The organism is Niveispirillum sp. (genome assembly GCF_052437035.1).
Taxonomy (GTDB): Bacteria; Pseudomonadota; Alphaproteobacteria; order Azospirillales; family Azospirillaceae; genus Niveispirillum.
Genome location: NZ_JBQVOH010000003.1, coordinates 151,452 through 174,002 on the forward strand (window position 1 = coordinate 151,452; position 22,551 = coordinate 174,002).

General features: G+C 65.4%; 20 protein-coding genes. 4 read left to right on the top strand and 16 right to left on the bottom strand.

All coding sequences use genetic code 11. From position 1 onward, the window contains the following. Nucleotides 1-37: 37 nt before the first annotated feature. Nucleotides 38-925, top strand: a complete 888-nt coding sequence (locus tag ACT6Q8_RS09970) for a heme-dependent oxidative N-demethylase family protein (protein ID WP_444732335.1) — start codon at nt 38-40, stop codon at nt 923-925. On the opposite strand, the gene ACT6Q8_RS09975 is transcribed toward ACT6Q8_RS09970, so the two are convergent. Both ACT6Q8_RS09975 and ACT6Q8_RS09980 read right to left on the bottom strand, forming a co-directional pair. Continuing rightward, nucleotides 922-1,164 carry an Lrp/AsnC ligand binding domain-containing protein gene (locus tag ACT6Q8_RS09975; RefSeq protein WP_054166328.1) on the bottom strand — a complete coding sequence of 81 codons (243 nt, stop codon included), beginning with the start codon at nt 1,162-1,164 and terminating at the stop codon, nt 922-924. The genes ACT6Q8_RS09970 and ACT6Q8_RS09975 overlap by 4 nt on opposite strands. A 3-nt stretch (nt 1,165-1,167) precedes the next feature. Continuing rightward, the gene (locus tag ACT6Q8_RS09980) at nt 1,168-2,871 is read right to left on the bottom strand and encodes a DEAD/DEAH box helicase (RefSeq protein WP_444732334.1); all 1,704 of its coding nucleotides are present in this window, start codon (nt 2,869-2,871) and stop codon (nt 1,168-1,170) included. A 174-nt stretch (nt 2,872-3,045) separates the two neighbouring features. Between ACT6Q8_RS09980 and ACT6Q8_RS09985 the strand changes: the two genes are divergently transcribed. From ACT6Q8_RS09985 to recQ, 3 genes are all read left to right on the top strand, one after another. Next, nucleotides 3,046-3,762, top strand: a complete 717-nt coding sequence (locus ACT6Q8_RS09985; RefSeq protein ID WP_444732333.1) for an alpha/beta fold hydrolase — start codon at nt 3,046-3,048, stop codon at nt 3,760-3,762. 67 nt (nt 3,763-3,829) lie between these two features. Then, complete coding sequence (locus tag ACT6Q8_RS09990) at nt 3,830-3,961, top strand: hypothetical protein (RefSeq protein WP_281262375.1); 132 nt, start codon at nt 3,830-3,832, stop codon at nt 3,959-3,961. 102 nt (nt 3,962-4,063) lie between these two features. Beyond that, nucleotides 4,064-5,932, top strand: a complete 1,869-nt coding sequence (recQ, locus tag ACT6Q8_RS09995) for a DNA helicase RecQ (RefSeq protein WP_054166331.1) — start codon at nt 4,064-4,066, stop codon at nt 5,930-5,932. A 19-nt stretch (nt 5,933-5,951) separates the two neighbouring features. Here the strand turns inward: recQ and ACT6Q8_RS10000 are convergent, their stop codons facing one another. The 14 genes from ACT6Q8_RS10000 to ACT6Q8_RS10065 form a co-directional block, all read right to left on the bottom strand. After that, entirely contained in the window at nt 5,952-6,593 is a 642-nt protein-coding gene (locus tag ACT6Q8_RS10000; protein WP_054166332.1) for a GntR family transcriptional regulator, read from the bottom strand. A gap of 89 nt (nt 6,594-6,682) precedes the next feature. Then, entirely contained in the window at nt 6,683-7,558 is an 876-nt protein-coding gene (locus ACT6Q8_RS10005; RefSeq protein WP_444732332.1) for a proline iminopeptidase-family hydrolase, read from the bottom strand. Between the two features lie 5 nt (nt 7,559-7,563). Then, complete coding sequence (locus ACT6Q8_RS10010) at nt 7,564-8,391, bottom strand: carbon-nitrogen hydrolase family protein (protein ID WP_054166334.1); 828 nt, start codon at nt 8,389-8,391, stop codon at nt 7,564-7,566. 85 nt (nt 8,392-8,476) lie between these two features. Further along, the gene (locus ACT6Q8_RS10015; protein ID WP_444732331.1) at nt 8,477-10,429 is read right to left on the bottom strand and encodes a PepSY domain-containing protein; all 1,953 of its coding nucleotides are present in this window, start codon (nt 10,427-10,429) and stop codon (nt 8,477-8,479) included. After that, on the bottom strand, nt 10,426-11,091 hold the full coding sequence (locus ACT6Q8_RS10020; protein WP_444732330.1) for an RraA family protein: 666 nt from the start codon (nt 11,089-11,091) through the stop codon (nt 10,426-10,428). The genes ACT6Q8_RS10015 and ACT6Q8_RS10020 overlap by 4 nt, the downstream gene beginning before the upstream one ends. Beyond that, nucleotides 10,994-11,821 (bottom strand): ethanolamine ammonia-lyase subunit EutC, encoded by an 828-nt coding sequence (gene eutC / locus ACT6Q8_RS10025; RefSeq protein WP_444732329.1) that lies wholly within the window; start codon nt 11,819-11,821, stop codon nt 10,994-10,996. Before eutC ends, ACT6Q8_RS10020 begins: the two co-directional genes overlap by 98 nt. Then, complete coding sequence (locus ACT6Q8_RS10030; protein WP_444732328.1) at nt 11,818-13,215, bottom strand: ethanolamine ammonia-lyase subunit EutB; 1,398 nt, start codon at nt 13,213-13,215, stop codon at nt 11,818-11,820. Before ACT6Q8_RS10030 ends, eutC begins: the two co-directional genes overlap by 4 nt. Before the next feature lie 19 nt (nt 13,216-13,234). Then, the gene (locus ACT6Q8_RS10035; protein ID WP_444732327.1) at nt 13,235-14,323 is read right to left on the bottom strand and encodes an ABC transporter ATP-binding protein; all 1,089 of its coding nucleotides are present in this window, start codon (nt 14,321-14,323) and stop codon (nt 13,235-13,237) included. Further along, a complete protein-coding gene (locus tag ACT6Q8_RS10040; RefSeq protein ID WP_444732326.1) occupies nt 14,316-16,028 on the bottom strand; it encodes an ABC transporter permease in 1,713 nt (570 codons plus the stop codon). Before ACT6Q8_RS10040 ends, ACT6Q8_RS10035 begins: the two co-directional genes overlap by 8 nt. Nucleotides 16,029-16,226: 198 nt before the next feature. After that, the gene (locus ACT6Q8_RS10045; protein ID WP_444732325.1) at nt 16,227-17,345 is read right to left on the bottom strand and encodes an ABC transporter substrate-binding protein; all 1,119 of its coding nucleotides are present in this window, start codon (nt 17,343-17,345) and stop codon (nt 16,227-16,229) included. Nucleotides 17,346-17,355: 10 nt separating this feature from the next. Beyond that, nucleotides 17,356-18,120 (bottom strand): HpcH/HpaI aldolase family protein, encoded by a 765-nt coding sequence (locus ACT6Q8_RS10050; protein WP_444732324.1) that lies wholly within the window; start codon nt 18,118-18,120, stop codon nt 17,356-17,358. Further along, nucleotides 18,107-18,964 (bottom strand): hypothetical protein, encoded by an 858-nt coding sequence (locus ACT6Q8_RS10055; protein WP_054166342.1) that lies wholly within the window; start codon nt 18,962-18,964, stop codon nt 18,107-18,109. Before ACT6Q8_RS10055 ends, ACT6Q8_RS10050 begins: the two co-directional genes overlap by 14 nt. A gap of 74 nt (nt 18,965-19,038) precedes the next feature. After that, nucleotides 19,039-21,150: a TonB-dependent receptor gene (locus ACT6Q8_RS10060; RefSeq protein WP_444732323.1), complete on the bottom strand. Its 2,112-nt coding sequence runs from the start codon at nt 21,148-21,150 to the stop codon at nt 19,039-19,041. A 196-nt stretch (nt 21,151-21,346) separates the two neighbouring features. Further along, entirely contained in the window at nt 21,347-22,549 is a 1,203-nt protein-coding gene (locus ACT6Q8_RS10065) for a PepSY-associated TM helix domain-containing protein (RefSeq protein WP_444732322.1), read from the bottom strand. Between the last annotated feature and the right edge of the window lie 2 nt (nt 22,550-22,551).

Below are 22,551 nucleotides of genomic sequence, written 5' to 3' on the forward strand. Positions count from 1 at the left end.
CATGATGCGCCGTCCCGGTCCCTGATATGCCCAATCGATGCCGACCTTGCCGTCCGAACCGTTTCCCTGGCCCTTCGATGGCGATGTCTGGCGCATGGCCATGGGGTTACGGGCGCAGGAGATGGAGGGCTGGCTGGCGCCTGATGCCGGCTGGCCGGAACAGTTGGCTGAACGCGCCCGCCTGATCCGCGACCGCAAATGGGATGTCATGGCCCTGATGCCAGAGGCGCGGGCGGCGTCGGTGGAGGTGATGGGCCTGCTGTTCGCCCATCTGACGGTACGGTTTCCGGACTGGTTTTGCCGGGTGGGGCAGGGTGTGGAAAGCCGGGTGGATGGTGCCCGCCTGGACCCCGCGGATTTTGAGCATCCGCTGCATTTGCTGGCACATCTGCTGCCCGATGATCTGTGCCTGATGACGCCGTCGCCGGGTGGATGGCGGCTGACGGGCGGGGTTGTGTGCTTTCCGTCGCACTGGATGCTGCCGCATAAGCTGGGCAAGCCGTTGCCCGGCATCCACCGGCCTGTCGCGCGCTATGACGCGATGCTGGCGACACCGGTTGACCGGTTCTTTGATACGCTGTCGCCGGGGCGGGTGGTATGGCGGGCCAACTGGACCCTCTCGGACGATCCCACCCTGTTCCAGCCGGGAACCAAGGCGCACGCGCCACCCGACGCCGACATTCATGAGGGGAATGCTGGTGAGCGGCTATGGCTACGAGTGGAACGGCAGACGCTGACCAAGCTACCCGAGAGTGGCGCGGTCCTGTTCACGATCCGCACACATCAGCGCCCGCTATCCGCCCTGACAGGGGCGCAACGGCACCAGTTCGCGTCGGTCTTGCGCTCGGTACCGGACGATGTGGCGGCATACAAGGGGCTGCGGCGGACCGGCCCCCTGGCCATGGGATACTGTGAGACTGTTTAGGTGAACGCCTTGAAGGTGATGATGGTGAAGGTGTCCTTCACCCCATCCAGGGTCTGAATCTGGCCCGTCACGAAATGGCCGATATCCTCCCCATCCTCCAGAAAGCACTTCATCATCAGATCGTACTGACCGGAGACGGAATGCACTTCCGACACTTCCGCTACGCTCTGCACCGCGAGGTCGGCCACGTCATAGGCGCGGCCGAGATCGCATTTGACCATGATGAAGATCGTCTGCATGGCTCAGTCTTCCGACGTTTCCGCCACGTCGACGGCGGGTGCCTTGGGCGGACGGGCGGCGCGCAGAATGAAGGCGGGCACGTCATCGCCAAAGCCGACGACGGGCGGGCCACGGTCATCATCCTCGTCCCGGCGGGGACGACGGTCGCGGCGGTCATCGCGGTCACGACGGAATTCGTCGCGGCGATGCTCATCGCGGCGGAACTCACCCCGGCCCTCATTGCGGACTTCGCCACGATTTTCAGCACGGGGCTCGCCCCGGTTGTCACTGCGGCCCTCACCGCGATTTTCACCGCGTGCTTCGCCACGGCCTTCACCACGATTCTCGTACCGGTCGCGATTGCGCTCACCGCGCGGCTCGCCACGGCTCTCGTGACGCTCACCCCGGTTGTCGGGACGCTCCCGCTTCGGTTGGTTCGCCTCAATCGCGGCCTCTACCACTTCGGGCTGCACATGGACATGCACCGGGCGTTCGGCCTTGGGTGCCCGTTCGCCGCGCTCCCGGCCACCCCGGCGGCCATCTTCCTTCTTCGGGGCACCCCGGCCACGGCGGCGCGGATCGGCATCGAAGGACAGTTCGGCGGTCTCGATCCCCTCAACGTTGAAGCGGGGGATTTCCTTGCCGATCAGCTTTTCAATGGCCTGCACCAGCTTGCCATCTTCCGGCGTGGCGATGGTGAAGGCGCGGCCCGTCTTGCCCGCACGGCCCGTGCGACCGATGCGGTGGACGTAATCTTCGGAATGGTGCGGCGTGTCGAAATTGAACACGTGGCTGACATTGGAAATGTCGATGCCGCGCGCCGCCACGTCGGAACAGACCAACAGATCTATGCTACCGGCCTTGAAGGCTTCCAGCGTCTCGGTGCGCTTGGACTGCACCATGTCGCCATGCAGGGCGCCGGCATTGAAGCCGTGCTTGACCAGCGAACCATGGACGACGGCGATGTCCTTCTTGCGATTGCAGAAGATGAAGGCGTTCTTCACATCGTCGGTGGCGATCAGGCGGCGCAGCGCCTCGCGCTTGTCCTGTTCATCCACGACCAGCAGATGCTGGGCAACCGTGGTGGCTGTGCTGGCGGGCGCGCTGACCGTCACCTCTTCGGGCGTTGTCAGGAACTTGTCGGCCAGACGCTTGATCTCCGGCGGCATGGTGGCACTGAAGAACAGGGTCTGACGCTTGCGCGGCAGCAGGCTGACGATACGCTCGATATCGGGGATGAACCCCATGTCGAGCATGCGATCCGCCTCGTCGATCACCAGGACCTTGATGTCGGTCAGCAGGATATTGCCACGGTCGAACAGGTCCATCATGCGGCCCGGCGTGGCGATCAGCACGTCAACGCCACGTTCCAGCTTCTTGATCTGGTCGCCAAAGCTTTCGCCGCCGATCAGCAGCGCCATGTTCAGCTTGTGGTACTTGCCATACAGCTCGAAATTTTCCGCCACCTGGGCGGCCAGTTCGCGCGTCGGCTCCAGGATCAGGGAGCGGGGCATGCGCGCCTTGGCGCGGCCACGGCCCAGAATTTCGATCATGGGCAAGGTAAAGGAAGCGGTCTTCCCCGTACCCGTCTGGGCGCAGCCCAGCACATCCCGGCCCTGCAGGACCCACGGGATGGCTTTTTCCTGGATCGGCGTCGGCGTGGTATAGCCGACTTCTTCAACAGCGCGAAGGACTTCGGACCCGAGTCCAAGTTCCGAGAACAGCATTAGGCCTTCATCATTCTGGAGGCGACGTCGAACAAAAACACCGTGACGTCGGCGGCGATAATGGATCGACCGCTGGCAACCCTGCGTCCCCAGCATTTGAATTGCCGGAACACAATGGAATACGGTCGCGCCTTCGATATCAATTTCGGCCTTTGAGAGCAAGGATTTCGGGCGATGACACCCCCCACGCCGCACGCAAGGCAGCCCCTCTATCTGTTGCCGGGCCTGTTGTGCGACGAAGCCTTGTGGGCGCACCAGATAAACAACCTGTCCGACATCGCCGATTGCACCGTTCCCGACCTGACACAGGCAGACTCGATGGCGGCGCTGGCCGAGGCGATTCTGGCGCGGGCGCCGGAGCGGTTTGCGTTGGCCGGGCTGTCCATGGGCGGCTATGTCGCGTTCGAGATATTGCGACGCGCGCCAGAACGGGTGACCCGTCTGTGCCTGGTCGACACATCCGCCCGGCCCGACACGGTGGAACAGCGGCAGCGGCGGGAGGCCATGCTGAAACTGGCCCGGATCGGCAAGTTCCGAGGCATGTCGCCGCGCCTTCTGTCTACGCAGGTGCATCCCGACCATGTGGCGGTGCCGGAAATCGGTGGTGTCGTCCTGGCCATGACGGAGCGGGTGGGCCGCGATGCCTTCTGCCGGCAGCAGGCGGCCATCCTGTCGCGGCCCGATAGCCGGCCCGGCCTTGCCGCCATCACGGTCCCCACCCTGGTCATTGTCGGCGCCGATGATGCGCAGACGCCGCCCGACCGGTCGCAGGAGATTGCGGCGGCGGTGCGGGGTGCCAGCCTGCATGTGATCCCCCGCTGCGGGCACCTTGCCCCGCTGGAGCAGCCGGAGCGGGTGACGGGGTTGATGCGGGAATGGTTGTTGGCATGATGGCCCGGTTGCGTCCGTCGCATCGCGCCGCTAGTGTGCCGCCGGAATTCGTTTTGGAGGATTTGATATGAGCTTCGTCGGTATCGGCCTGTTCTTCGCCGCCAGCGTTCTGGCCGTGATCTGCATCAGCGCCATCAAGGCCCCGGAAGGCGATGGTGGGCACGGTCATGGTCATCATGGCGGCCACGGCCACCACTGAGATCGTCAAAGCCCTGGACCGCATGCGGCGGGTGCCGTAAACCTGTCTGCGGCCACCTTATCTGGTGTCCCCACACAGATGTAACCCACAAGCCGTAGCGCCATGCCCGACGCCCTTGCCGAGACTTTCGCCCTGTCGCCGCTGGAGGCGGCCCAGGATGCGTTGCGCAAGGTCTGGGGCTATCCGGCCTTTCGCGGCATGCAGGCCGACATTGTCGAGCATGTCGTGGCCGGGGGTGACGCCCTTGTCCTGATGCCGACGGGCGGTGGCAAGTCGCTTTGCTATCAAATCCCGGCCCTGGTGCGGCCCGGTGTCGGGATTGTCGTTTCGCCCCTGATCGCCCTGATGCGCGATCAGGTGGATGCGCTGCGCCAGTTGGGCGTGCGCGCCGCCTACCTGAACTCTACGCTGGACTGGCGGGAGGCGCAGGAGGTGGAGCGGGCGTGTGAGCGGGGCGATCTGGACCTGCTCTATGTCGCTCCCGAACGGCTGGTGACGCCGCGCTTCCTGGAACTGCTGGAACGGTCGCGCATCGCGCTGTTCGCCCTGGACGAGGCGCATTGCGTCAGCCAGTGGGGCCATGATTTCCGCCCGGAATACCTGCAGCTCTCCATCCTGCACGAAAAATTCCCCGATGTGCCGCGCGTGGCGCTGACGGCGACGGCGGACGCGCAGACGCGCACCGACATCGCGGCGCGCCTGGGCCTGACCGATGCCCGGCTGTTCCTGGCCAGTTTTGACCGGCCCAACATCACCTATCGCATTCTGCCCAAGGATCAGGAGCGCCGGCAGCTGCTGGATTTCCTGCGCCGCCGGCCAGAGGACGCGGGCATCATCTATTGCCTGTCGCGGGGCAAGGTGGACGCCATCGCGCAATATCTGGCCGACCAGGGGGTCGATGCGCTGCCTTATCATGCCGGGCTGGACCCCGCCACGCGGCAGGCCAATCAGGACCGTTTCATCAAGGGCGAAGGCGTGGTGATGGTCGCCACCGTCGCCTTTGGCATGGGCATCGACAAGCCGAATGTGCGGTTCGTGGTGCATATGGACCCGCCCCGGTCCCTTGAAGCCTATTACCAGGAAACGGGCCGTGCGGGCCGCGACGGGCTGCCGGCGGAAGCACTGATGCTCTACGGCTTTGCCGATGTCGTACAGATGCGCATGATGGTGGAGGGGTCCGACAGTCCGCCGGCCTTCAAACGCACCGAACGGCAGAAGCTTGAGGCACTGCTGGGCTTCTGCGAGACGGCGCGCTGCCGGCGGCAGACGCTTCTGACCTATTTCGATGAGGAATATCCCAAGCCCTGCGGCAAGTGCGACACCTGTTTCCAGCCCGTCGAGACCTATGACGGGACGGTGGTGGCGCAGAAGGCGCTGTCAGCGGTGTACCGCACGGGGCAGCGGTTCGGGGTGGGCCATCTTGTCGATGTGCTGCGCGGGGTTGCCACCGACAAGGTGGTTGAAAAAAGCCATGACAAGCTGAAGACCTTTGGCTGCGGCACCGAACTGGGCAAGCAGGAATGGCATAGCGTGTTCCGGCAGCTGGTGGCCAACGGCCTGCTTTGTGCTGATCCGGAGGGGCATGGCGGCCTGATCCTGACGGAGACGGCGACTGCCGTCCTGAAAAGCCAGGAAGTCGTGCGTCTGCGCCGGGACCCGGCGGCGGAGGCCAAGGGGAAGGGCAAGGCCTCCTGGTCGGGCAGCGGCGGTTCTTCCAAGCCGAAGACATCCACCGCCGACCTGTCACCCGCCGACGATACGCTGTGGCACGCGCTGAAGGCGCTGCGCCTGGAACTGGCGCGCGAACAGGGGGTTCCGCCCTATGTCATCTTCCACGACGCGACGTTGATGGAGATGGTGCGGGAGAAGCCGACCGACCTTGACGAGCTGGGCACTCTGCAAGGCGTGGGTTCGCGCAAGCTGGAGCGTTATGGCGAATATTTTCTGGATGTGATCCTGACGCATTCATAAAGGTGCGGCCCCCCCGGTATCACTCCTCCCGCCAGCGATTGAGGTGACGTTCGATCGCATGGACTAGGCCGTCGGCATCGCGGGCGCGGATCATGGCCACCATGTCGCCATGGTCACGGTTGGAGCGTTGGATGGCGGAATTGGCACGCCAGCCGCGAACACCCGGAAGGCCGCGATGGCGCAGGGCCTTGATCTCTTCCATCATCACGCGGTTTCCACAGATGGCGTAAAGCCGGTCGTGGAACTTCGCATTGAGGGCGCGCAGCAGCGGCAGGTCGGCATCTTCCATATTGGCGTCGAATTCCGCGACGATCTGGTCCAGTTCGGCCACATCATCATCAGTCGCCCGCTCCACCACGCGCCGGGCCGCCGCCACCTCCAGCACTGTGCGCGCCTCAATCAACTCCTCGCGGTCCTGCTGCGACAGGCTGGCCACGCGGTAACCGCGATTGGGGACATGTTCCAGAAGCTGGCGTGTCTTAAGGTCCAGAAGGGCCATTCTGACATCGAAACGATGTGCGTCGTAATTTGTTTCGATATCGGTTTGTTTCAGCCATTCTCCCGGTCGGAACACCCCACCCAGCAGGTCCGCTTCCAGCCGGCTGACAAGGCTGGCGGCCTCGGCTTCTTTGTCCCTGGAGGTTTCCTTGGTCGTTGCCATGGTTGCGGTAGCCAATTTGTTATCTGATTTCTGCTCAACATATTAGCAGACCGCCAAACCAATCGCCAAGAGCCGGTTGTCCCGCGTCCTCACGTCTCAACCGATGCCAGAAAACCTTCCAGTTCCGCGAAATAGGCGTCCGGTTCCTCGTAAAAGGGCATATGGGAACTGTTCTCGAAGATGCGGATGCGACTGTCCGGCAGGGCCATATGCATGCGCAGCGAACAGGCGGGCGTAAGTTCATCGTGCTTGCCGGCCAGGACAAGGCAGGGGACCTTGATGGCGCCCATGGCGGGCACGCGGTTCCAATCCTTCATATTGCCGGTATAGGTGAATTCATTGGGCCCCTGCATGGTGACATAGGGGCCCATGTTCCAGTCGGCCAGCGATGCCGTCAGCGGTTCCGGCCAGATGCGCAGACGGCAGACATGGCGGTGGTTCAGCAAGGTGACGGCTGCCTGATATTCCGGATGGTCCAGGGTCCCGGCGGCTTCATGCGCCACCATCATGGTCACCGTCTCCGACCCCAGGGCCAGACGCAGGCGGTTCAGTTCGCCCACCAGATGCGGGATGTCGCAGGCGCCGTCGGCGATGATGTAGGATCGCACGGCCTCGGGACATGTCAGGCAGTATTCGGTGCCAAGCCAGGTGCCCCAGGAATGGCCCAGGAAATCCACCGGCCCCAGGTCAAGCGCGCGGCGGACCTGTTCGGCTTCATCCACATAGCGTTCCAGGGTCCAGAGGCCGGGATCAGTGGGCCGGTCGCTGGCGCCGCAGCCCAACTGATCCCAGCCCACAATGCGATAGCCCTTCTCCGCCAGCCGCAGATGCGGTTCACGCAAGTAGCGGTTGGGCAGGCCAGGGCCGCCATTGGCCAGGAACAGGGTCCGCTCACCCTCACCATGAATGTAAGCCACGACCTCGTGGCCTTCGCGCAGGGTGATGCGGCGTGTGATGGTCTGCATGGGTTTCAGGCTCCGATCCGGAACGGATTGTTGGTGACGGGGGAAGGGATGGCGGCACGGAAGGCAACGACCTGATCCAGGTCCAGGCTGGCCAACAGCACCCCCGGCTCGTCCCCCAGCCGGCCCAGAACCCGGCCCCAGGGGTCGATGATCAGGCTTTGCCCGTGCGAGCGGCGACCGGGGTAATTGTCGCCGCATTGCGCCGGGGCCAGCACGAAACAGCCGGTTTCGATGGCACGTGCGCGCAGCAGCACCTCCCAATGCAAGGGGCCTGTCATGGAACTGAAGGCGGCGGGCACGGTGATGATCTGGGCGCCCGTCTGGGCAAGCGTCCGGTGCAGATGCGGGAACCGCACATCATAGCAGATGGCCATGCCGATCCGGGCGCCATCCGGCCCATCCGCCACCACGGCCCGGTCGCCAGGGCGGTAGAAGTCGCTTTCGCGGAAGCGTGACCCGTCGGGCAGGTCCACATCGAACAGGTGGATCTTGTCATAGCGGGCGGTGATCGCACCATCCGGGCCGATCAGGGCCGACCGGTTGGCCATGCGCCCATCCGCCAGCTTCACCGACACCGACCCCGCCAACAGCCAGACCGACAGTTCCCGCGCCAGATGCGACAGCAGGATCAGGGCCGGATGCTCCGCCTCCGGCAGCGCATAGTCGCGAAGGGCCACGAAGGAGGGGTTCAGATAATCGAACGCTTCGGCCAGACAGATCAGCGTCGCCCCACCCGCCGCCGCCTGACGGATCAGCGGCGTGATGGCGGCCAGATTATGCTGTGGGTCAGATGTCGCCGTGCTTTGCACACAGGCGACGGGCAGGGGGGGCATCGCAGGCTCCATCATGGCGGAAATCTATATAGCCAAAATTGGCTACTATCTGTCGTGTGTCAACAGGCTTCGCTGTCGGGCGGCGTTATGGCGTCAGGGACAGGTGCAGGGTTCCACCCTCGTCGGCGGCGCGGGAACAGCAGGTGGTCATGCGGCCGGCGGCGTGGTCGTCTGGGGTCAGGATGCTGTCGCGGTGATCCACCGCGCCAGATCGCACAGTCACCACGCATTGCCCGCAAATGCCCCGGCGGCAGGAACGGGGGATGGCGATACCGTCGGCCAGCAGCCGATCCAGCAGGCTTTCACCGGCCCCAACCGCGATGGTCTTCCCATCCATAATGGCCGTAAAGGCAGGGCCGCTGGGTGTGGCGGGGGCGAAGGCTTCCCAATGTAGCCGGTCGGTTGACCAGCCCAAGCTGCGGGCCGTATCCAGTGCCGCCTGCATGAATGCATCGGGACCGCAGGTGTAAAGATGCGTGCAGGGTGCCTGTGCCGTTATCAGGGCGCGAAGATCGATGCGTCCATCCGTGGCGCTGTCATGCCAGCGCACGAAAGGGGCCAGGGGCGTGGTGGCAATGGCCCTGGCCAGGGGGCGGGCGGCGCGGTCGCGGGCGCAGACCAGCAGGATGAAGGGCCGCCCCGTTTCCCACAGCCTCCAGGCCATGGAGAGAAGCGGCGTGATGCCGATGCCGCCGGCCAGCAGCAGGACGGGACCGTTCCCGGATGCCAGCGGGAAATGGGCGCGCGGCAGGCCCAGGCGCAGGTGTGACCCCACGGCCAGATGGGCGTGAATCCAGGCCGAGCCGCCGGCGGACACATCCGACAGGCGCACCGCGATCTGCCAGGAACGGTGCCGTCCGGGCCGTCCACACAGGCTATATTGCCGAACCAGCCCGTTCGGCAGATGCACATCCACATGGTCCCCGGCGCCAAAACGCGGCAGGGGCAGGCCGAACCGGTGGCGCAGGGTGATGTGCAGCACGCCGGTGCCGTCGCGCGACAGGGCCGCAACCCGCATCGGCAGCGTTGCCGGCCCCCGCCGCCGTGACCAGAGATAGAGGCCTGTCGCCAGGAAACCCGGCAGGGACAGGCCGGTCAGCAGCATCAGGGCTGTGCCCGCGGGACCCAGAAGGCTGCCCGTATGCAGCGGATAGAACAGGTCCATGAACCGGTCCGCCGCTGCCCGTTCCGCCGCGCGGCGGGTACCCAGCAGGATGCCGGTATAGCCATCGAACCAGAATTGTTCATAATCCGGGCTGTCGGCCCGGCCCAGCATGACCATGACCACCCGCCCGTGCCCGCCGGGCAGGCGGATGCTGCTGGGCGTCGCCCCCTTCGCCCGGTCGATGATGCTGGATAGCGGCAGCAAGGGCGTGTCCGGACGCACCGGGACCTGTGGCGACGGGCGCGGTGTGACGGGCAGTGGTGCCGTCACGGTCGGGTTCCAGGCCATGCCGATGCCGGTCAGGGCCAGGAGCGCCAGGACGGGCACTAGATACAGGCCGGCGGCGCGGTGCAGGTCGCGCCAGCGGCGTAAGGGGGCAGCGGGCCAACCGGGGCGGAACAGCGCCTGCCACCCGTCCCGACGGGCCGTGCACGCCAGCAGCCAGAAACCCGTCAGGCACAGCGCCAACAGCGCCACGCCGATCCAGCCCACCACCTGCTGTCCCGTCGTGCCGGCGGCCAGCCGGTAATGGAACTGAAACAGCCATTCCATGGGCCAATCACCCAGCGGCGCCAGACGCAGCACCCGCCCGCCGCCCGCCGTCGCCATGAAGGCCTCTCCCGCGCAGGTGAGGTGGCAGAACAGCGGATCGGTGGCAAGGTCGGGCAGGTCGATGCGGTTGATGGTGCAGCCGCTGGCCCGTATGGCATCGACATTGGCGTCCAGCGCGGGGGGCGATGGTGTAAAGGCGGCGGGGTGCAGCAGGTGATTAAGGGGCTGCCGGAACAGCAGCAGCACACCGCCCAGCCCCTGCACGGCAATGAACAGCCCTAGGAACAGCCCGGCCCAGCGGTGCCAGCGCTGCACGGTCACGCCGCACCTGCGCGCCGAATAAGGTCGGAAGCGCCCGAGATATCGGCCAGCCTCTCACCCGCCGCCAGCCGGGCCAGCACCAGACGTTCGCGTTCCTGAAGGCCGATGGCGCGGTCGGCGGCGGCCTCCGCCGCGTCCGGGGGCAGAACGATGGCCCCGCTGTCATCGGCCAGGATCAGGTCGCCGGGATTGATCGCCACCCCGCCCACGCTGACGGGCACATTCATGGCGCTGTCCAGGGGCAGGAATTTCGTGGTCAGGGCCGATGGCCCCCGGCACCATACGGGCAGCCCCGCCTTCACGATTTCCCCGAAATCGGTGGCGGGGCCGTCGATGATGACCCCGGCGATACCGGCCAGCCGCGCGGCATTCGTCGTCACCCCGCCCCAGCAGGCATGGCGCGTGTCGCCGCAGCGGTCGATGACCAGCACGTCGCCGGGCCGCGCGCTGCTGACGGCATGGTGCAGCAGGGTGCTGTCAGGCCCCGCGATCCGTACCGTCACCGCCGGCCCCGCGATGCGCGCCCAGGGCAGGACCAGACGTATGGCGGGATCGATGAAGCCGTCATGGCGGAAATGGCCCACCGTCGCCGTCTCCACCTGCAACAGCTTGTCCAGAAGCGGGCCGGGCGGGATCGGCGGCATGGGATTGATGGTGAACATGGGGTCTGTCCCTGGTTGGTGCGGCATCCTTCAACGCGATGCCGGTGGCCCCGATCCGCCGTCCCTCCGTCAGCAGCCAGGCCAGTTTTTCCCCGGCCTGAGCGATGGAAAGCCCGTGCGGCGGGCGGATGTTGGAAACACAATTGCGTTCGCTGTCCATTCGTCCGGGGCGCGGATCGATCGTCAGATAGGCGCCCAGGCTGTCTGCTGCCGACAGGCCGGGCCGTTCCCCGATCAGCATCAGGGCGAAGCGGGCGCCCATGCTGGCGGCGATGGCATCGCCCAGCGCCACGCGGGCCTGATGCGCCAACACCAGCGGGGCCAGGGACCAGCCCGGCAACCGGTCACGCAGATCCAGCGCCAGGGCGGCACCATGGGCCTGGGCCGCGCGGGCCGACAGCCCGTCGCCGATAATGATGGACAGGTCGAACGGCCCCGCAGGCAACCCGTCCGCCGCCGCCAGTTCGCGGCCCAGGTCGGGGCGGCGCAGATAGGTGGCGCGGTCGGGCGCCTGGCTGCGGACCGCTATCACCGGCCAGTCGCTGGCCTGTGCCGTCACGCCATCTACGTCCAGCGGCGTCCAGACGGCATCGCGGGCGCGGGCATGGCCCAGGTCGAAATCCAGGCAGGCGCGGGTGGGCATGGCGTGGCCGGCCCGGCCCAGGCCGATACGGGCCTGGGTCGCGGCCCGCAGCCGGGCCAGCGGATCGTCGGCTGGCGGCTGGCTCATGGCGTCGTGAACCTCTGATCGGCGATGGCGCGGGCCAGTGGCAGGGTGGCGATCTCACGCGGGGCCACGCGGCCACGCGTGTCCAGCATGCCCATGCTTTCCAGCCAGGCCTCAAACTCAGGAGCCGGACGCACGCCCAGCACGTCGCGTACATAAAGCGCGTCGTGGAAGGATGTGCTTTGATAGTTCAGCATGATGTCATCGGCACCCGGTACGCCCATGACGAAGGAGACACCGGCCACGCCCAGCAGGGTCAGCAGGTTATCCATGTCGTTCTGGTCGGCCTCTGCATGGTTGGTGTAGCAGACATCCACCCCCATCGGCAGGCCCAGCAGCTTGCCCGTGCAATGATCCTCCAGCCCCGCCCGGATGATCTGCCGCCCGTCATACAGATATTCAGGTCCGATGAAGCCGACGACGCTGTTGACCAGCAGGGGGCGGAAGGCCCGCGCCACCGCCTGCGCCCGAACCTCCAGCGTCTGCTGGTCCACGCCGTGATGGGCGCCGGCGGACAGGGCACTGCCCTGGCCGGTTTCGAAATACATCACGTCATTGCCGATGCTGCCGCGTTTCAGCGACAGGGCGGCTTCCTGCGCCTCTGCCAGCAGGGCAAGGTCGATGCCGAAGCCGCGATTGGCCCCCTGCGTGCCCGCCACCGACTGGAACACCAGATCGACGGGGGCGCCGCGTTCGATGGCCTGCAAACTGTTGGTGACATGGGTCAGCACGCAGCTTTGCGTGGGAATGGCGTAGCGCAGGCGCAGATCATCGATCAGGCGCAGCAGGGCGATGGCGCCCTCCACATTGTCGGTGGCGGGATTGATGCCGATGACGGCATCCCCGCAGCCATGCAGCAACCCGTCCAGTATGGAGGCGGCGATGCCCGCCGGATCGTCGGTCGGGTGGTTGGGCTGTAACCGGACCGCCAGCCGCCCGCGCAGTCCGATGGAACTGCGGAAGCGCCGGACCACCCGGCATTTGCGCGCCACGGCGATCAGATCCTGATTGCGCATCAGCTTTGATACCGCAGCCACCATCTCCGCCGTCAGGCCGGGCGACAGGGCCGTCAGGTCGCGCGCCCGTACCCGGTCATCTAGCAGCCAGTCGCGAAATTCCCCCACGGTCAGGCTCGCCACGGGGGCGAAGGCGGCCTGATCATGGCTATCGATGATCAGGCGCGTGACCTCATCCTCCTCATACGGCACCACGGTTTCGGTCAGGAAGGTCTTCAGCGGCAGGTCGGCCAGGATGTGGCGGGCGGCCACCCGTGCCTCGGCACTTTCCGCCGCGATGCCGGCCAGTTCGTCCCCCGACCGCAGGGGCGTGGCCGCCGCCAGCAGCGATTTTAGGTCGGGGAAGCGGTGGCGGGTGCCCGCCAGGTCGATCCGGTACATATCCGCCCCTCCCGATCCGTCAGGCCCTGACCAGCAGCGTGTCGTCGACGGCGAAGCACAGCCAGGCCGTATCGCCCTCCACCCGCGTCTCCGTCTCCGCCATCACAACCATGCCATGGCCGCAATCCAGCGTGTAGAGCAGGCGTGCCCCCAGATACGCCCGTTCAAGGATGCGCCCTGCCAGGATATTGACATCCGGACCCGGCAGGGGCGGTTCTGCCGACAGCTTGACATGTTCGGGACGCACCGTCAGCAGGCAGCCGGCAGGCGGGGCGGAGTTGTCGGGCCACAGGGCCGTCAGCACATCCCCACCCGCCAGCTTCACCCGGCAGGTGCCGGTGATGGCGTTGCGATCCACCACATCACCGGGCAAGAAATTGCTTGCGCCCACGAAATCGGCCACGAAGGCGTTGGCGGGGCGGCGGTAGATTTCTTCCGGGCTACCCAGTTGTGACACACGCCCCTTCTCCATCACCACGATCCGGTCGGACAGGGCCAGGGCTTCGGACTGGTCATGGGTGACGTACAGTGTGGTCAGGCCCAGCTGGCGCTGCAACTGTTTCAGCCAGGATCGTGCCTTGATGCGCAGCTTGGCATCCAGGTTCGACAAGGGTTCGTCCAGCAGCAGCAGGGAGGGGCGGAAGACCAGGGTGCGGGCCAGGGCCACGCGCTGCTGCTGCCCGCCCGATAATTCGTGCGGGTAGCGGTCGATATAGGCGCCCATCTCTACCAGGGCCAGCGCCTCCTCGATCCGCGCATCCTGCTCCTTCTTTCCAACCTTGCGCAGGCGCAGGGGGAAGGCCAGGTTCTGGCGCACATTCATGTGCGGCCACAGGGCGTAGGATTGGAACACTAGGCCCAGATTGCGCTTTTCCGGCGGCAGTTCCAGGCCGCTGGCCCCATTGTAGAAATCCCGCCCACCCACCGTGATGCGCCCGCCCGATGGGCTGTCCAGCCCGGCGATGGCGAACAGGGTCGTGGACTTGCCGCAGCCCGATGGCCCCAGCAGGGTCAGGAATTCCCCGTCGGGAACATGCAGGCTGACCTCGTGCAGGGCCTGCACCGGGCCGTAATGCTTGTTCAGACGATCGACGACAACCTCAGACATCTTTGTTGGTCCTCAAGCTGCGGCGCGCCAGCGTCACGAACAGGGCCGTGATGGCGAGCTGGATGACGGAAAGGGCGGCGACCGGTCCTGTGCTGCCATTGGTCCAGAAGGTCAGCATCGTCGTGCCGATAATCTCTGCACCGGGGGCGAACAGGAACACGGCGGCGGCGTATTCTTTCAAGAAGGCCAGGAACAGCAGCACATAGGCCGAAAACAGCGCCGGCTTCATCAGGGGCAGGATGATCACGCGGACCGTGGTCCACCAATCGGCCCCCACCGACCGCGCCCCCTGGTCCAGTTCACGACCGATCTGGTGCAGGGTGGGCGACAGTGCACCGAAGGCCATGGGAATGCCGCGCATGGTAAAGGCCAGCATCAGCAGCCAGATCGTGCCTTGCAACACATGGGCGAAGGGCAGCAGCAGCATGGCCCAGAACATGCCGATACCCGCAATGATGCCCGGCATGGCGCGGGGATAGAGCGCCACGAATTCCAGGGCGCGGCGGAACCGGAATTCCGACCGGTGGGCCACCAGCGCCACCATGGCCACGAACAGGGTGGCCAGCGCCCCGCCAAAGGCCGCGATGAACACCGAATTCAGGATGGAGCGGCGATAGGCCTCGTACCCGAACAGAATCTCGAAATGGTCCAGCGTCAGCAGGTCGAAGGGTGACATCAGGGGGGTGAGGAAACTGGTGACCGAGCGCAGCACGATGCCGGCCAGCGGCAGCAGCAGCACAAGGGCGGTGTAGAGGCTCATCAATCCGCAGACGACCCAGCCGACCCGACCGATGGGCGCCAGTTTGGGCCGCTGGGCCTTGCCGCGCACCGTGACGAAACGCTTCGACTGGCGCAGCAGCAGGCCCTGGATCACCAGCAGAATGGAAATCACGACCAGCAGCAGGGTCGCCGCCGCCCCGATCAGCCCGTAATCCGGGGTGATAGCGCCTAGTCCCTCCATATAGAGGAAGGTCGTGAAGAACTCCAAACCCACCGGTTTGCCGAACACCAGCGGAACCGCCAGCATTTCCAGCGAGCCGATGAAGGTCAGCAAGGCTGCATAGATGATGGATGGCCGCATCAGGGGCAGGGACACGGACCAGAGCGCGCGCAGGGGGCCAGCACCGACGGAACGGGCCGCATCCTCCAGCGTGGCATCGGCCATCCGGGCGGATGAGGAGCAGAACAGATAGACGACGGGCGCCTGCGAGGTGCCGGCCAGCAGCCCCATGCCCAGGATCGTATACATGTCCCATAGCGGCACGCCGGCCATACGTTCCACCGCCAGAGTGACATAGCCGGACGGGCCGTAAAGGATGAACCAGGCAAAGGCCAACACCAGTTGCGACACATACATGGGCCAAAGGGTGAGGTTGCGCAGCCAGCCACGCCCCGGCATGTCGGTGCGTTCCAGGAACAGCGCGAAGGCCACGCCCAGAACCGTGGCGATCAGCGTGGACAGCAGCGCCAGCAGCACCGAATTGCCCAATGCGTCATGAAAGCGGGGATTGCCGAACAGCCGGACATAATTGTCCAGGCTGAACAGCGGGTCAGCCTCATACAGCGGGCGGTCCAGCAGCGACTGCCACAGCACGGGCACCAACGGCCCCAGCACCAGGGCCAGCGTCGCCAGCGCCACCGCCGCCTGGATCAGCAGCGCCCGGTCGGGCCGGAAAAATCGGGATTGGGGTTCCGCCAGGGACATGGGCCGGTCCGGTCCTTAATGTCAGAGGGTGGGGGTAGTGTTCGTTGCGTCATCCCGCTTCATCCACCGTCACCCCGGCGAAAGCCGGGGCCCAGGCGTAGAGGGGCGTCTGCCGCGGTAAGAGTCATATCGGCGCTGACCGCGCCTTACACTGGGCCCCGGCTTTCGCCGGGGTGACGGTAGAGAGAGCGGCCACCCTCACCGCCGCGCCTTGAACGTGGCGTTCCAGCGGGCGATGAAGTCCTGGTAATGGTCAAGCATGGTGGGGTCGTAACCGACATGGACGATCCTGTCCTCGCCGCCCAGCCGCCGGACCAGACCATCATAGGTCAGGTACGGCACCTCATCGGGCCGTACATCGGACCGGTAGGGCATCAACCCGCCTTGAGCCGCCGCTACCTGACCATCATGCGACAGCAGGTAATCCAGCATCAGCCGGGCACTGGCCGGGCTGCGGCTGCCGGCGGTGACGGCCATGCCGCGCGGCACCAGTACCGTTCCGTCCTTGTCCAGAGTCCAGTCCACGATCTCCGACCGGCCCTTGGTCGCCATCTGCGGCCAGACGGTGACGGCGGAGACATTGAAGCCGACCAGATATTCGCCCGTCGTGACCTTTTCCATCATAGCGGCCCCACCGCTTTCCACCCGTACGGCGGGCGAAAGGCGCTGCATCAGGTCCCAGCCGCCGGGGCGTCCGCTGGTGATGGCGGCCCAATGCACGGCATAGGCCAGCGCATGGGCGGCAGCGTCATAGGTGGTGACGCGTTTGCGGAATTTCAGCGGATTTTCCGCCGCCAGGGCCGCCAGCCGGTTCAACCCGTCGGGATACTGGTCGGGCTTCAGCAGAAGCTTGTTGTAGATCATCACCATCGGGTCAGCCGACAGCGTGTAGAGGCCGGGCATGGGCCGGCTCCAGGCCGGCAGGCTGGCTTCTTCCCGGCTGACATGGGCGCCGATGCCGCCCTTGGCCGCGAAGCGCATCCAGGCATCAGGTGCGCTGGACACGATGATGTCAGCCGAGGGCCGGTTGACGGAGGTTTCGGCGTAGTAACGCTCGAACACTTCCGACGGGCCCATGTCCAGGCAATTGACCTTGATCCAGGGATACAGCGCCTGGAACCCGCGCAGCAGGGGGCGCCAATTATACTCGGCCATGATCGAGTAGATCAGTAGGCCGTTTTCGGCCTTTGATACCGTGACCGGATCATCGGCGCGGGCCATGCCCGGCAACAAGGCGGCGGCGGCGATGCCGGCCATGACCTGTCGGCGCGACGGCATCGGGGGGGAAGGGGCGGCTGGTGATCGGTCCTTCATCATCTCTCCCCCTTCAACCCGTCTGGCCCAGGGCCAATCCGGCCCCCCGACGCAGAAAGGTGACATCGGCGCCCAGCGTGACGAAGCCATAACCACGATCGAACATCATCTCCGCCGTCTGGCCCGGCAGCGTGGTTCCACCCAGGGCCAGCCCGGCCTCCAGAATGCGCCGTTCCGCCGCTTCCAGAACAGCCTTGAATGCGGGGGCGTCATATTGTCCGGGCACGCCGGCGCTGATCGACAGGTCCAGCGGGCCGATGAACAGCATGTCCAGGCCTGGCACCTTCGCCATCTCCGGGATGGCATCCACACCCTTCACGCTTTCGATCAGGCCGATGGTCAGGGTTTCCGCCTCCCCGAATTCCGCCACCTCCCAGCTCCAGGCGCCCCAGCCGGCGGCGCGGGAGACGGTGTAGTGCGCGCCCCTGATGCCGTGCGGGGGATAGCGTGTGGCCTTCACCAGCCGGTCGGCGGCATCCGCACTTTCCAGGTTGGCGGCCAGCAATCCTTCGGCACCGGCATCCAGAAGGTGTCGGACGGGGGCAGGGTGATTGTCTGGCAGACGGGCCAGGACCGTGGTGCCGGTACCCGCCATGGCCCGCATCTGGTGGATGGCGGTTTCCAGCCCGCCCGGCGAATGTTCATGGTCGATGATCAGGGCATCGAAACCCAGCGGGGCCAGTGCTTCGGTCACGGCGGGGCTGCCCATGAACAGCCAGGCCCCGCGCGCCGGTCGCTTTTCCCGCAGCAGGCGCTTCAGGCGGTTAGGTCGAAACATCGCCACCCCCTTCCGCCGCCAGCCCGTTCAGGAAGGCGATGGCAGCTCCGACCAGGGCGTCACGGGAATGGCGGAACCCGTCCAGAATGTCCAGCTGCACATCAATGCCATTGTCCGTCAGGTTGGCGGCCAGCGTATGCAGCCGTTCGACCCGCGTCGCCCCGGCATCGTTGGCGCCTTCCATCCAATGGCGGGAGCCCGGCGTGTGGGTGATTTCCCAGGTGTCGGTATCATCCGACCCGACGGCCAGATGCACCCGCACCTTCCGCATGGCGTCTAGGTCCAGCGGCACGCCGAACCGTTGCTCCATATCGGCCACGCCCAGCCACCAGAGGCGGCCCGTATCCAGCAGCGTCGGCGAACCCGGTGCCCCGACCGACACGGCACGCAGCCGACCGGGATGCAGATAGAGAAAGCGATGGGCGAAATGTGCCCCGCCGGAGAAGCCGAACAGGTCGAACCGCCCGGCATCGACGCCATAGCGCGCCGCCACCTCCGCCACCATGTCCAGCAACAGATGGTCAAAGCGGATGCCCTGGTACTCAATGTATTTGTAATTGTCCCGTTCCTGCGGCTCGCCGATCCCACAGGGGAACAAGGGGGCCAGGATGATGCTGCCCGTTGCCTCGGCATAGGGGATGAACAGGTCCCGCAGCGCCTGATTGCCACGGTCCGTGCCATGGACCGCCGCCAGGATGCGCCCGCCGGCCGGGTTTTCCACCAGCCGGGAAGGTACATAGAGGCAGTAGGAGAAGCGCTGGTCGATACGGCAGGCCGTTGCCGGTGTCCTGCCGATATCATAGGGCGTGAAGCCCCGTTCCGCGCCGTTCACGGGCAGAGTCATTCTTGTCATCCATGTCGGGAGGGATCGGCCCGGTGCCGGGGTGCGGACAAAGCCGCAGGACCGGGACAGCCGGATCAGTATTCCGCAGACATCTTCAGGAAGAGGGTACGGCCCTCCGCCTTGCTGTACAGCTGGTCGCGGTTGATCATCTGGGACGTGACGGAATAATAGTCGTTGTTGAACAGGTTGTTCACACCCAGCGTGAACAGCAGTTTGTTCATGCTGTACTGGGTGGACGCATCGACACGCGTCACGGGACGCACACGGCCCGTGTAGAAGTCATTGATCTTTGCGGTCGGGAACTTGTTGCGCGAACCGGTACGGTTCACCTGCAAACGGCCCGTCCAGTCAGCGGTGAATTCCTGTTCCAGCCAGGCATTATACTGTTCCGGCCCAATGCGGCGCCCGGTCAGGGGGGTGTCGACCTTGCCGTCATGATTGGCGTCGCGCTTGCCCTCCGACCAGGCGAAGCTACCGCCCCAGCTGGTGCTGTCGCCGATCTTGCCGCTCAGGGTCGCCTCGATGCCGTGGATGCGTTCCTTCTCGCGCAGGGTCGCGGCCTCGGTCGGGTTCACGGTGTCGATCACGAAATCGGTGCCGTATTTCGACTTGCTGATGAAATAGGCGACCGTGTAGCCGATATCGAGAACCGATCCGCGCAGGCCGATTTCGTAGTTATTCACCAGCTGCGGCTTGGGATCGAAATTGTCCAGATTGCGTGCCGTCACGCGGCGCAGGGGCGCGCCGATATCGGGGATGGAGAAACCCTGGGAGAAGCCGCCGAAGATTTCCGCTTCGGGCAGGATATGCAGCGTGCCGCCGATATTGACCGGCGTGGCACTGTAATCCAGTTCGCCCGCCGCCACCTTCACATTGGTCAGGCCAGCCACGAAATCATCGATCTTCATCTTGAATTCGTCATGCCGGATGCCGGCGCGCAGGGTGAACCAGTCGGTGACCGGCACGTCCAGCTGAATGAAGGCCGCATAGTTCATCTGCTTTAGCGGCGGCGTGAAGGTGCGGCCATCGCCCGGCTTGTTGGTCAGCGGTATCAGCGGCTGTTCGGTGGTGTCGCGGGCAATGTCGAAGCCCCAGAGCGCGGTACCCCCGTCCAGGCCCCAATCATCCAGCTTGGTGGTGAAATCGGTCTGCCATCCGATCTTTTCCGAGGTGATGGTGGTCTGGGTCCCGCCCAGGCGCGCCGCATCGAAGGAAAAGACGCTGTAATTCTCCAGATAGTAGATCTTGCTATTCAGGGCAGAGCCGAGAATGTCGCTATTCTCGTAGGCAAGGGACGAGATTGTGTTGCGGTTTTCCGGGTCAAGGGCCCGGGGATCGGCCATGCCCTTGATCGCCGTTTCCTTGATGCCCCTGGCGATATTGCCGCTGACCGTGACGTAATTGGTGTCCTGCTTCTGCTGGTAATAATTGACCATCGCCTCAATGCGCTGGTCACCGAAGGAATAGCCCAGCTTTGCGAACAGGTTATAGATGTTGCTATCGGCGATGCCGCCGAAATTGTGCGGGTCGGGGGCCAGACGGTCGCCATCGGCGTCGAACTGGCCGTTCACCCGCTCATACGAACCGTTCAGGTTGACGTCGAAACCACCGATGGCGCCCGACGCACTTTGCGAAATGCTGGGCCGTGCGCTATCGGCCAGATGCTCTGTCGACAGGCTGGTCCCGATCTCCGTCTTGAAACGGAATTCCTGGGTCGAGGGCGCGTCCTTGGTGATGTAATTGACGATGCCGCCGGCACCACCCTGACCGTAAAGGGCCGAGGCACCACGGATCACCTCAATCGAGCCGATCACGGAAGGGGAGATCAGGCGCAGGTCGCGGCCACCGTCACGCAGCGGGTTGGACACGGGGATGCCGTCGATAAAGACGCGCAGGGGACGACCGCGCAGGCTCTGTTCGACATTCGCGGCGGTGCCGTTGGAGGCGGCGATGCCGGGCACCATGTTGGCCAGGACAGACCCGATATCAGCCGTCGTCGACAACTGATCCTCCAGATCTTTGCGGCCCACGACCGTGTAGGAGCCGGGGAAAGTCTCAATCGTCGCGGACAGGCGCGACCCGGTGACCACAATCTCTTCCAGGGCCATGTCCTGGCCATGCGCGGCGGGGACCATCCCGGCTCCCGCCGCGACACCCAGCAGCATCAGCCGCTTCAAATTCCTCATGTGCAGTACTCCCGTGTCCATGATGCCGGCTTGGATGTCGGCTGCCAAGAAATAGTAGCCAATCTCGGCGCCCAATGGTAGCCAATTTTGGATATTCAGGAGCTTAAAATTCCTGATTCTTAAAAATCCATATATTTCAATGTTTTGGTTCGGGTAAGCTGTCCTGTATCCGGGGCCTTGCCCCGTTAAGCCCCCTTCATGCCAGCATGGCGCCGGGGGCCAGGGCCAGTGACAGGATGATCAGGCCCAATGCCGGATATGCCCACCAGCCCATGCCGCGCCAGGCCCGGACCCAGCCATTGCTGCTTTCGGTCCCCGATGCGGCGGCGGCGCGAAGGCGCAGGCTGTAGATCATCACCCCGGTCACCGACAGGCCGGTCAGCAGGATGCCCGCCAGGAACCAGACAATCTTTGTGGCAAAGCCGCCCAGCGTGCCGAAATGCAGGGGGTCTGCCATTTCCGAGATGCGCTGATGGGCCGTCAGTTCCTCCCCCCTGCTGACCAGCAGAACCGCGCCGTCATCGGGGTTCAGCCAGACCGCGTTCGACCGGTCACGCACCAGCCAGGCATCGGCCTGCCCCATCAGCACCAGGCCTCGCCCACCCTTGGCCGTGGGATAGCGGATTTCACGGATATCCAGGCCGGGATAGGCGCGCAGGCCCGTCTCGATCAGGGCGTCAAGGGCCGGTCCCACCGGCTGTACCGCCGTGATGGAGAGGGCAGGGGCCTTGGGATGGTCAGGCGCGTCGCCACCCAGTGATTCCACCATGTACCAGACACCGGTCACCGCGATCAGGGCCACGAACCACAGGCTCCACAGCCCGGCCAGCCGGTGCAGGTCGCCTGACAATCTGCGCCCGTCCCCGCCGCGCGGTCGCTTGAAAAAGCCGCGCCACCATTTCTTGTAGGTGACGATGCCGCTGACCAGCGATGCCAGCAGCAGGAAGGCCAGGGTGCAGACGATGGGCACCCCCAGCTTCACGGGCAACATCAGATGACGATGCGTCTCCCGCAGGAAGCGCTGGATATTGTACCAGCCCACAACCCCCGTGACACGGCCCGTGTAGGGGTCCAGATGCACGCGGGTGGGGCGGGCGGTACCGGTGTCCAGCCAGGCCTCCGCTGTGAAGCCGGGATGCGGCGGCGCATAGATCTGTGCCAGCCGCCCACCGGGCACGGCCTCCCGCGCCGATGCCGCCAGCGTACCCCAGGAGGCCTTCGGTCCCTCCTGCGGCATCACCCGCATCGATGGCGTGACCAGCCAGTCCAGTTCGGCGGAGAACACGGCCAGCGTGCCCGTTGCCAGGATGAAGGTCATGAACAGGGATAGTTTCAGCCCGGCCCAGGCATGCACCGCCCACCAGACCGACCGCCGCTTCCGTTCTTTCGCCGCCGCCATGG

Excerpts from the sequence above, each read along its gene's own strand:
- ACT6Q8_RS09970 (WP_444732335.1), top strand. The coding sequence starts at position 38 with ATGCCGACCTTGCCGTCCGAACCGTTTCCCTGGCCCTTCGATGGCGAT.
- ACT6Q8_RS09975 (WP_054166328.1), bottom strand. The coding sequence starts at position 1,164 with ATGCAGACGATCTTCATCATGGTCAAATGCGATCTCGGCCGCGCCTAT.
- ACT6Q8_RS09980 (WP_444732334.1), bottom strand. The coding sequence starts at position 2,871 with ATGCTGTTCTCGGAACTTGGACTCGGGTCCGAAGTCCTTCGCGCTGTT.
- ACT6Q8_RS09985 (WP_444732333.1), top strand. The coding sequence starts at position 3,046 with ATGACACCCCCCACGCCGCACGCAAGGCAGCCCCTCTATCTGTTGCCG.
- ACT6Q8_RS09990 (WP_281262375.1), top strand. The coding sequence starts at position 3,830 with ATGAGCTTCGTCGGTATCGGCCTGTTCTTCGCCGCCAGCGTTCTGGCC.
- recQ (WP_054166331.1), top strand. The coding sequence starts at position 4,064 with ATGCCCGACGCCCTTGCCGAGACTTTCGCCCTGTCGCCGCTGGAGGCG.
- ACT6Q8_RS10000 (WP_054166332.1), bottom strand. The coding sequence starts at position 6,593 with ATGGCAACGACCAAGGAAACCTCCAGGGACAAAGAAGCCGAGGCCGCC.
- ACT6Q8_RS10005 (WP_444732332.1), bottom strand. The coding sequence starts at position 7,558 with ATGCAGACCATCACACGCCGCATCACCCTGCGCGAAGGCCACGAGGTC.
- ACT6Q8_RS10010 (WP_054166334.1), bottom strand. The coding sequence starts at position 8,391 with ATGCCCCCCCTGCCCGTCGCCTGTGTGCAAAGCACGGCGACATCTGAC.
- ACT6Q8_RS10020 (WP_444732330.1), bottom strand. The coding sequence starts at position 11,091 with ATGTTCACCATCAATCCCATGCCGCCGATCCCGCCCGGCCCGCTTCTG.
- eutC (WP_444732329.1), bottom strand. The coding sequence starts at position 11,821 with ATGAGCCAGCCGCCAGCCGACGATCCGCTGGCCCGGCTGCGGGCCGCG.
- ACT6Q8_RS10030 (WP_444732328.1), bottom strand. The coding sequence starts at position 13,215 with ATGTACCGGATCGACCTGGCGGGCACCCGCCACCGCTTCCCCGACCTA.
- ACT6Q8_RS10035 (WP_444732327.1), bottom strand. The coding sequence starts at position 14,323 with ATGTCTGAGGTTGTCGTCGATCGTCTGAACAAGCATTACGGCCCGGTG.
- ACT6Q8_RS10040 (WP_444732326.1), bottom strand. The coding sequence starts at position 16,028 with ATGTCCCTGGCGGAACCCCAATCCCGATTTTTCCGGCCCGACCGGGCG.
- ACT6Q8_RS10045 (WP_444732325.1), bottom strand. The coding sequence starts at position 17,345 with ATGATGAAGGACCGATCACCAGCCGCCCCTTCCCCCCCGATGCCGTCG.
- ACT6Q8_RS10050 (WP_444732324.1), bottom strand. The coding sequence starts at position 18,120 with ATGTTTCGACCTAACCGCCTGAAGCGCCTGCTGCGGGAAAAGCGACCG.
- ACT6Q8_RS10055 (WP_054166342.1), bottom strand. The coding sequence starts at position 18,964 with ATGACTCTGCCCGTGAACGGCGCGGAACGGGGCTTCACGCCCTATGAT.
- ACT6Q8_RS10060 (WP_444732323.1), bottom strand. The coding sequence starts at position 21,150 with ATGAGGAATTTGAAGCGGCTGATGCTGCTGGGTGTCGCGGCGGGAGCC.
- ACT6Q8_RS10065 (WP_444732322.1), bottom strand. The coding sequence starts at position 22,549 with ATGGCGGCGGCGAAAGAACGGAAGCGGCGGTCGGTCTGGTGGGCGGTG.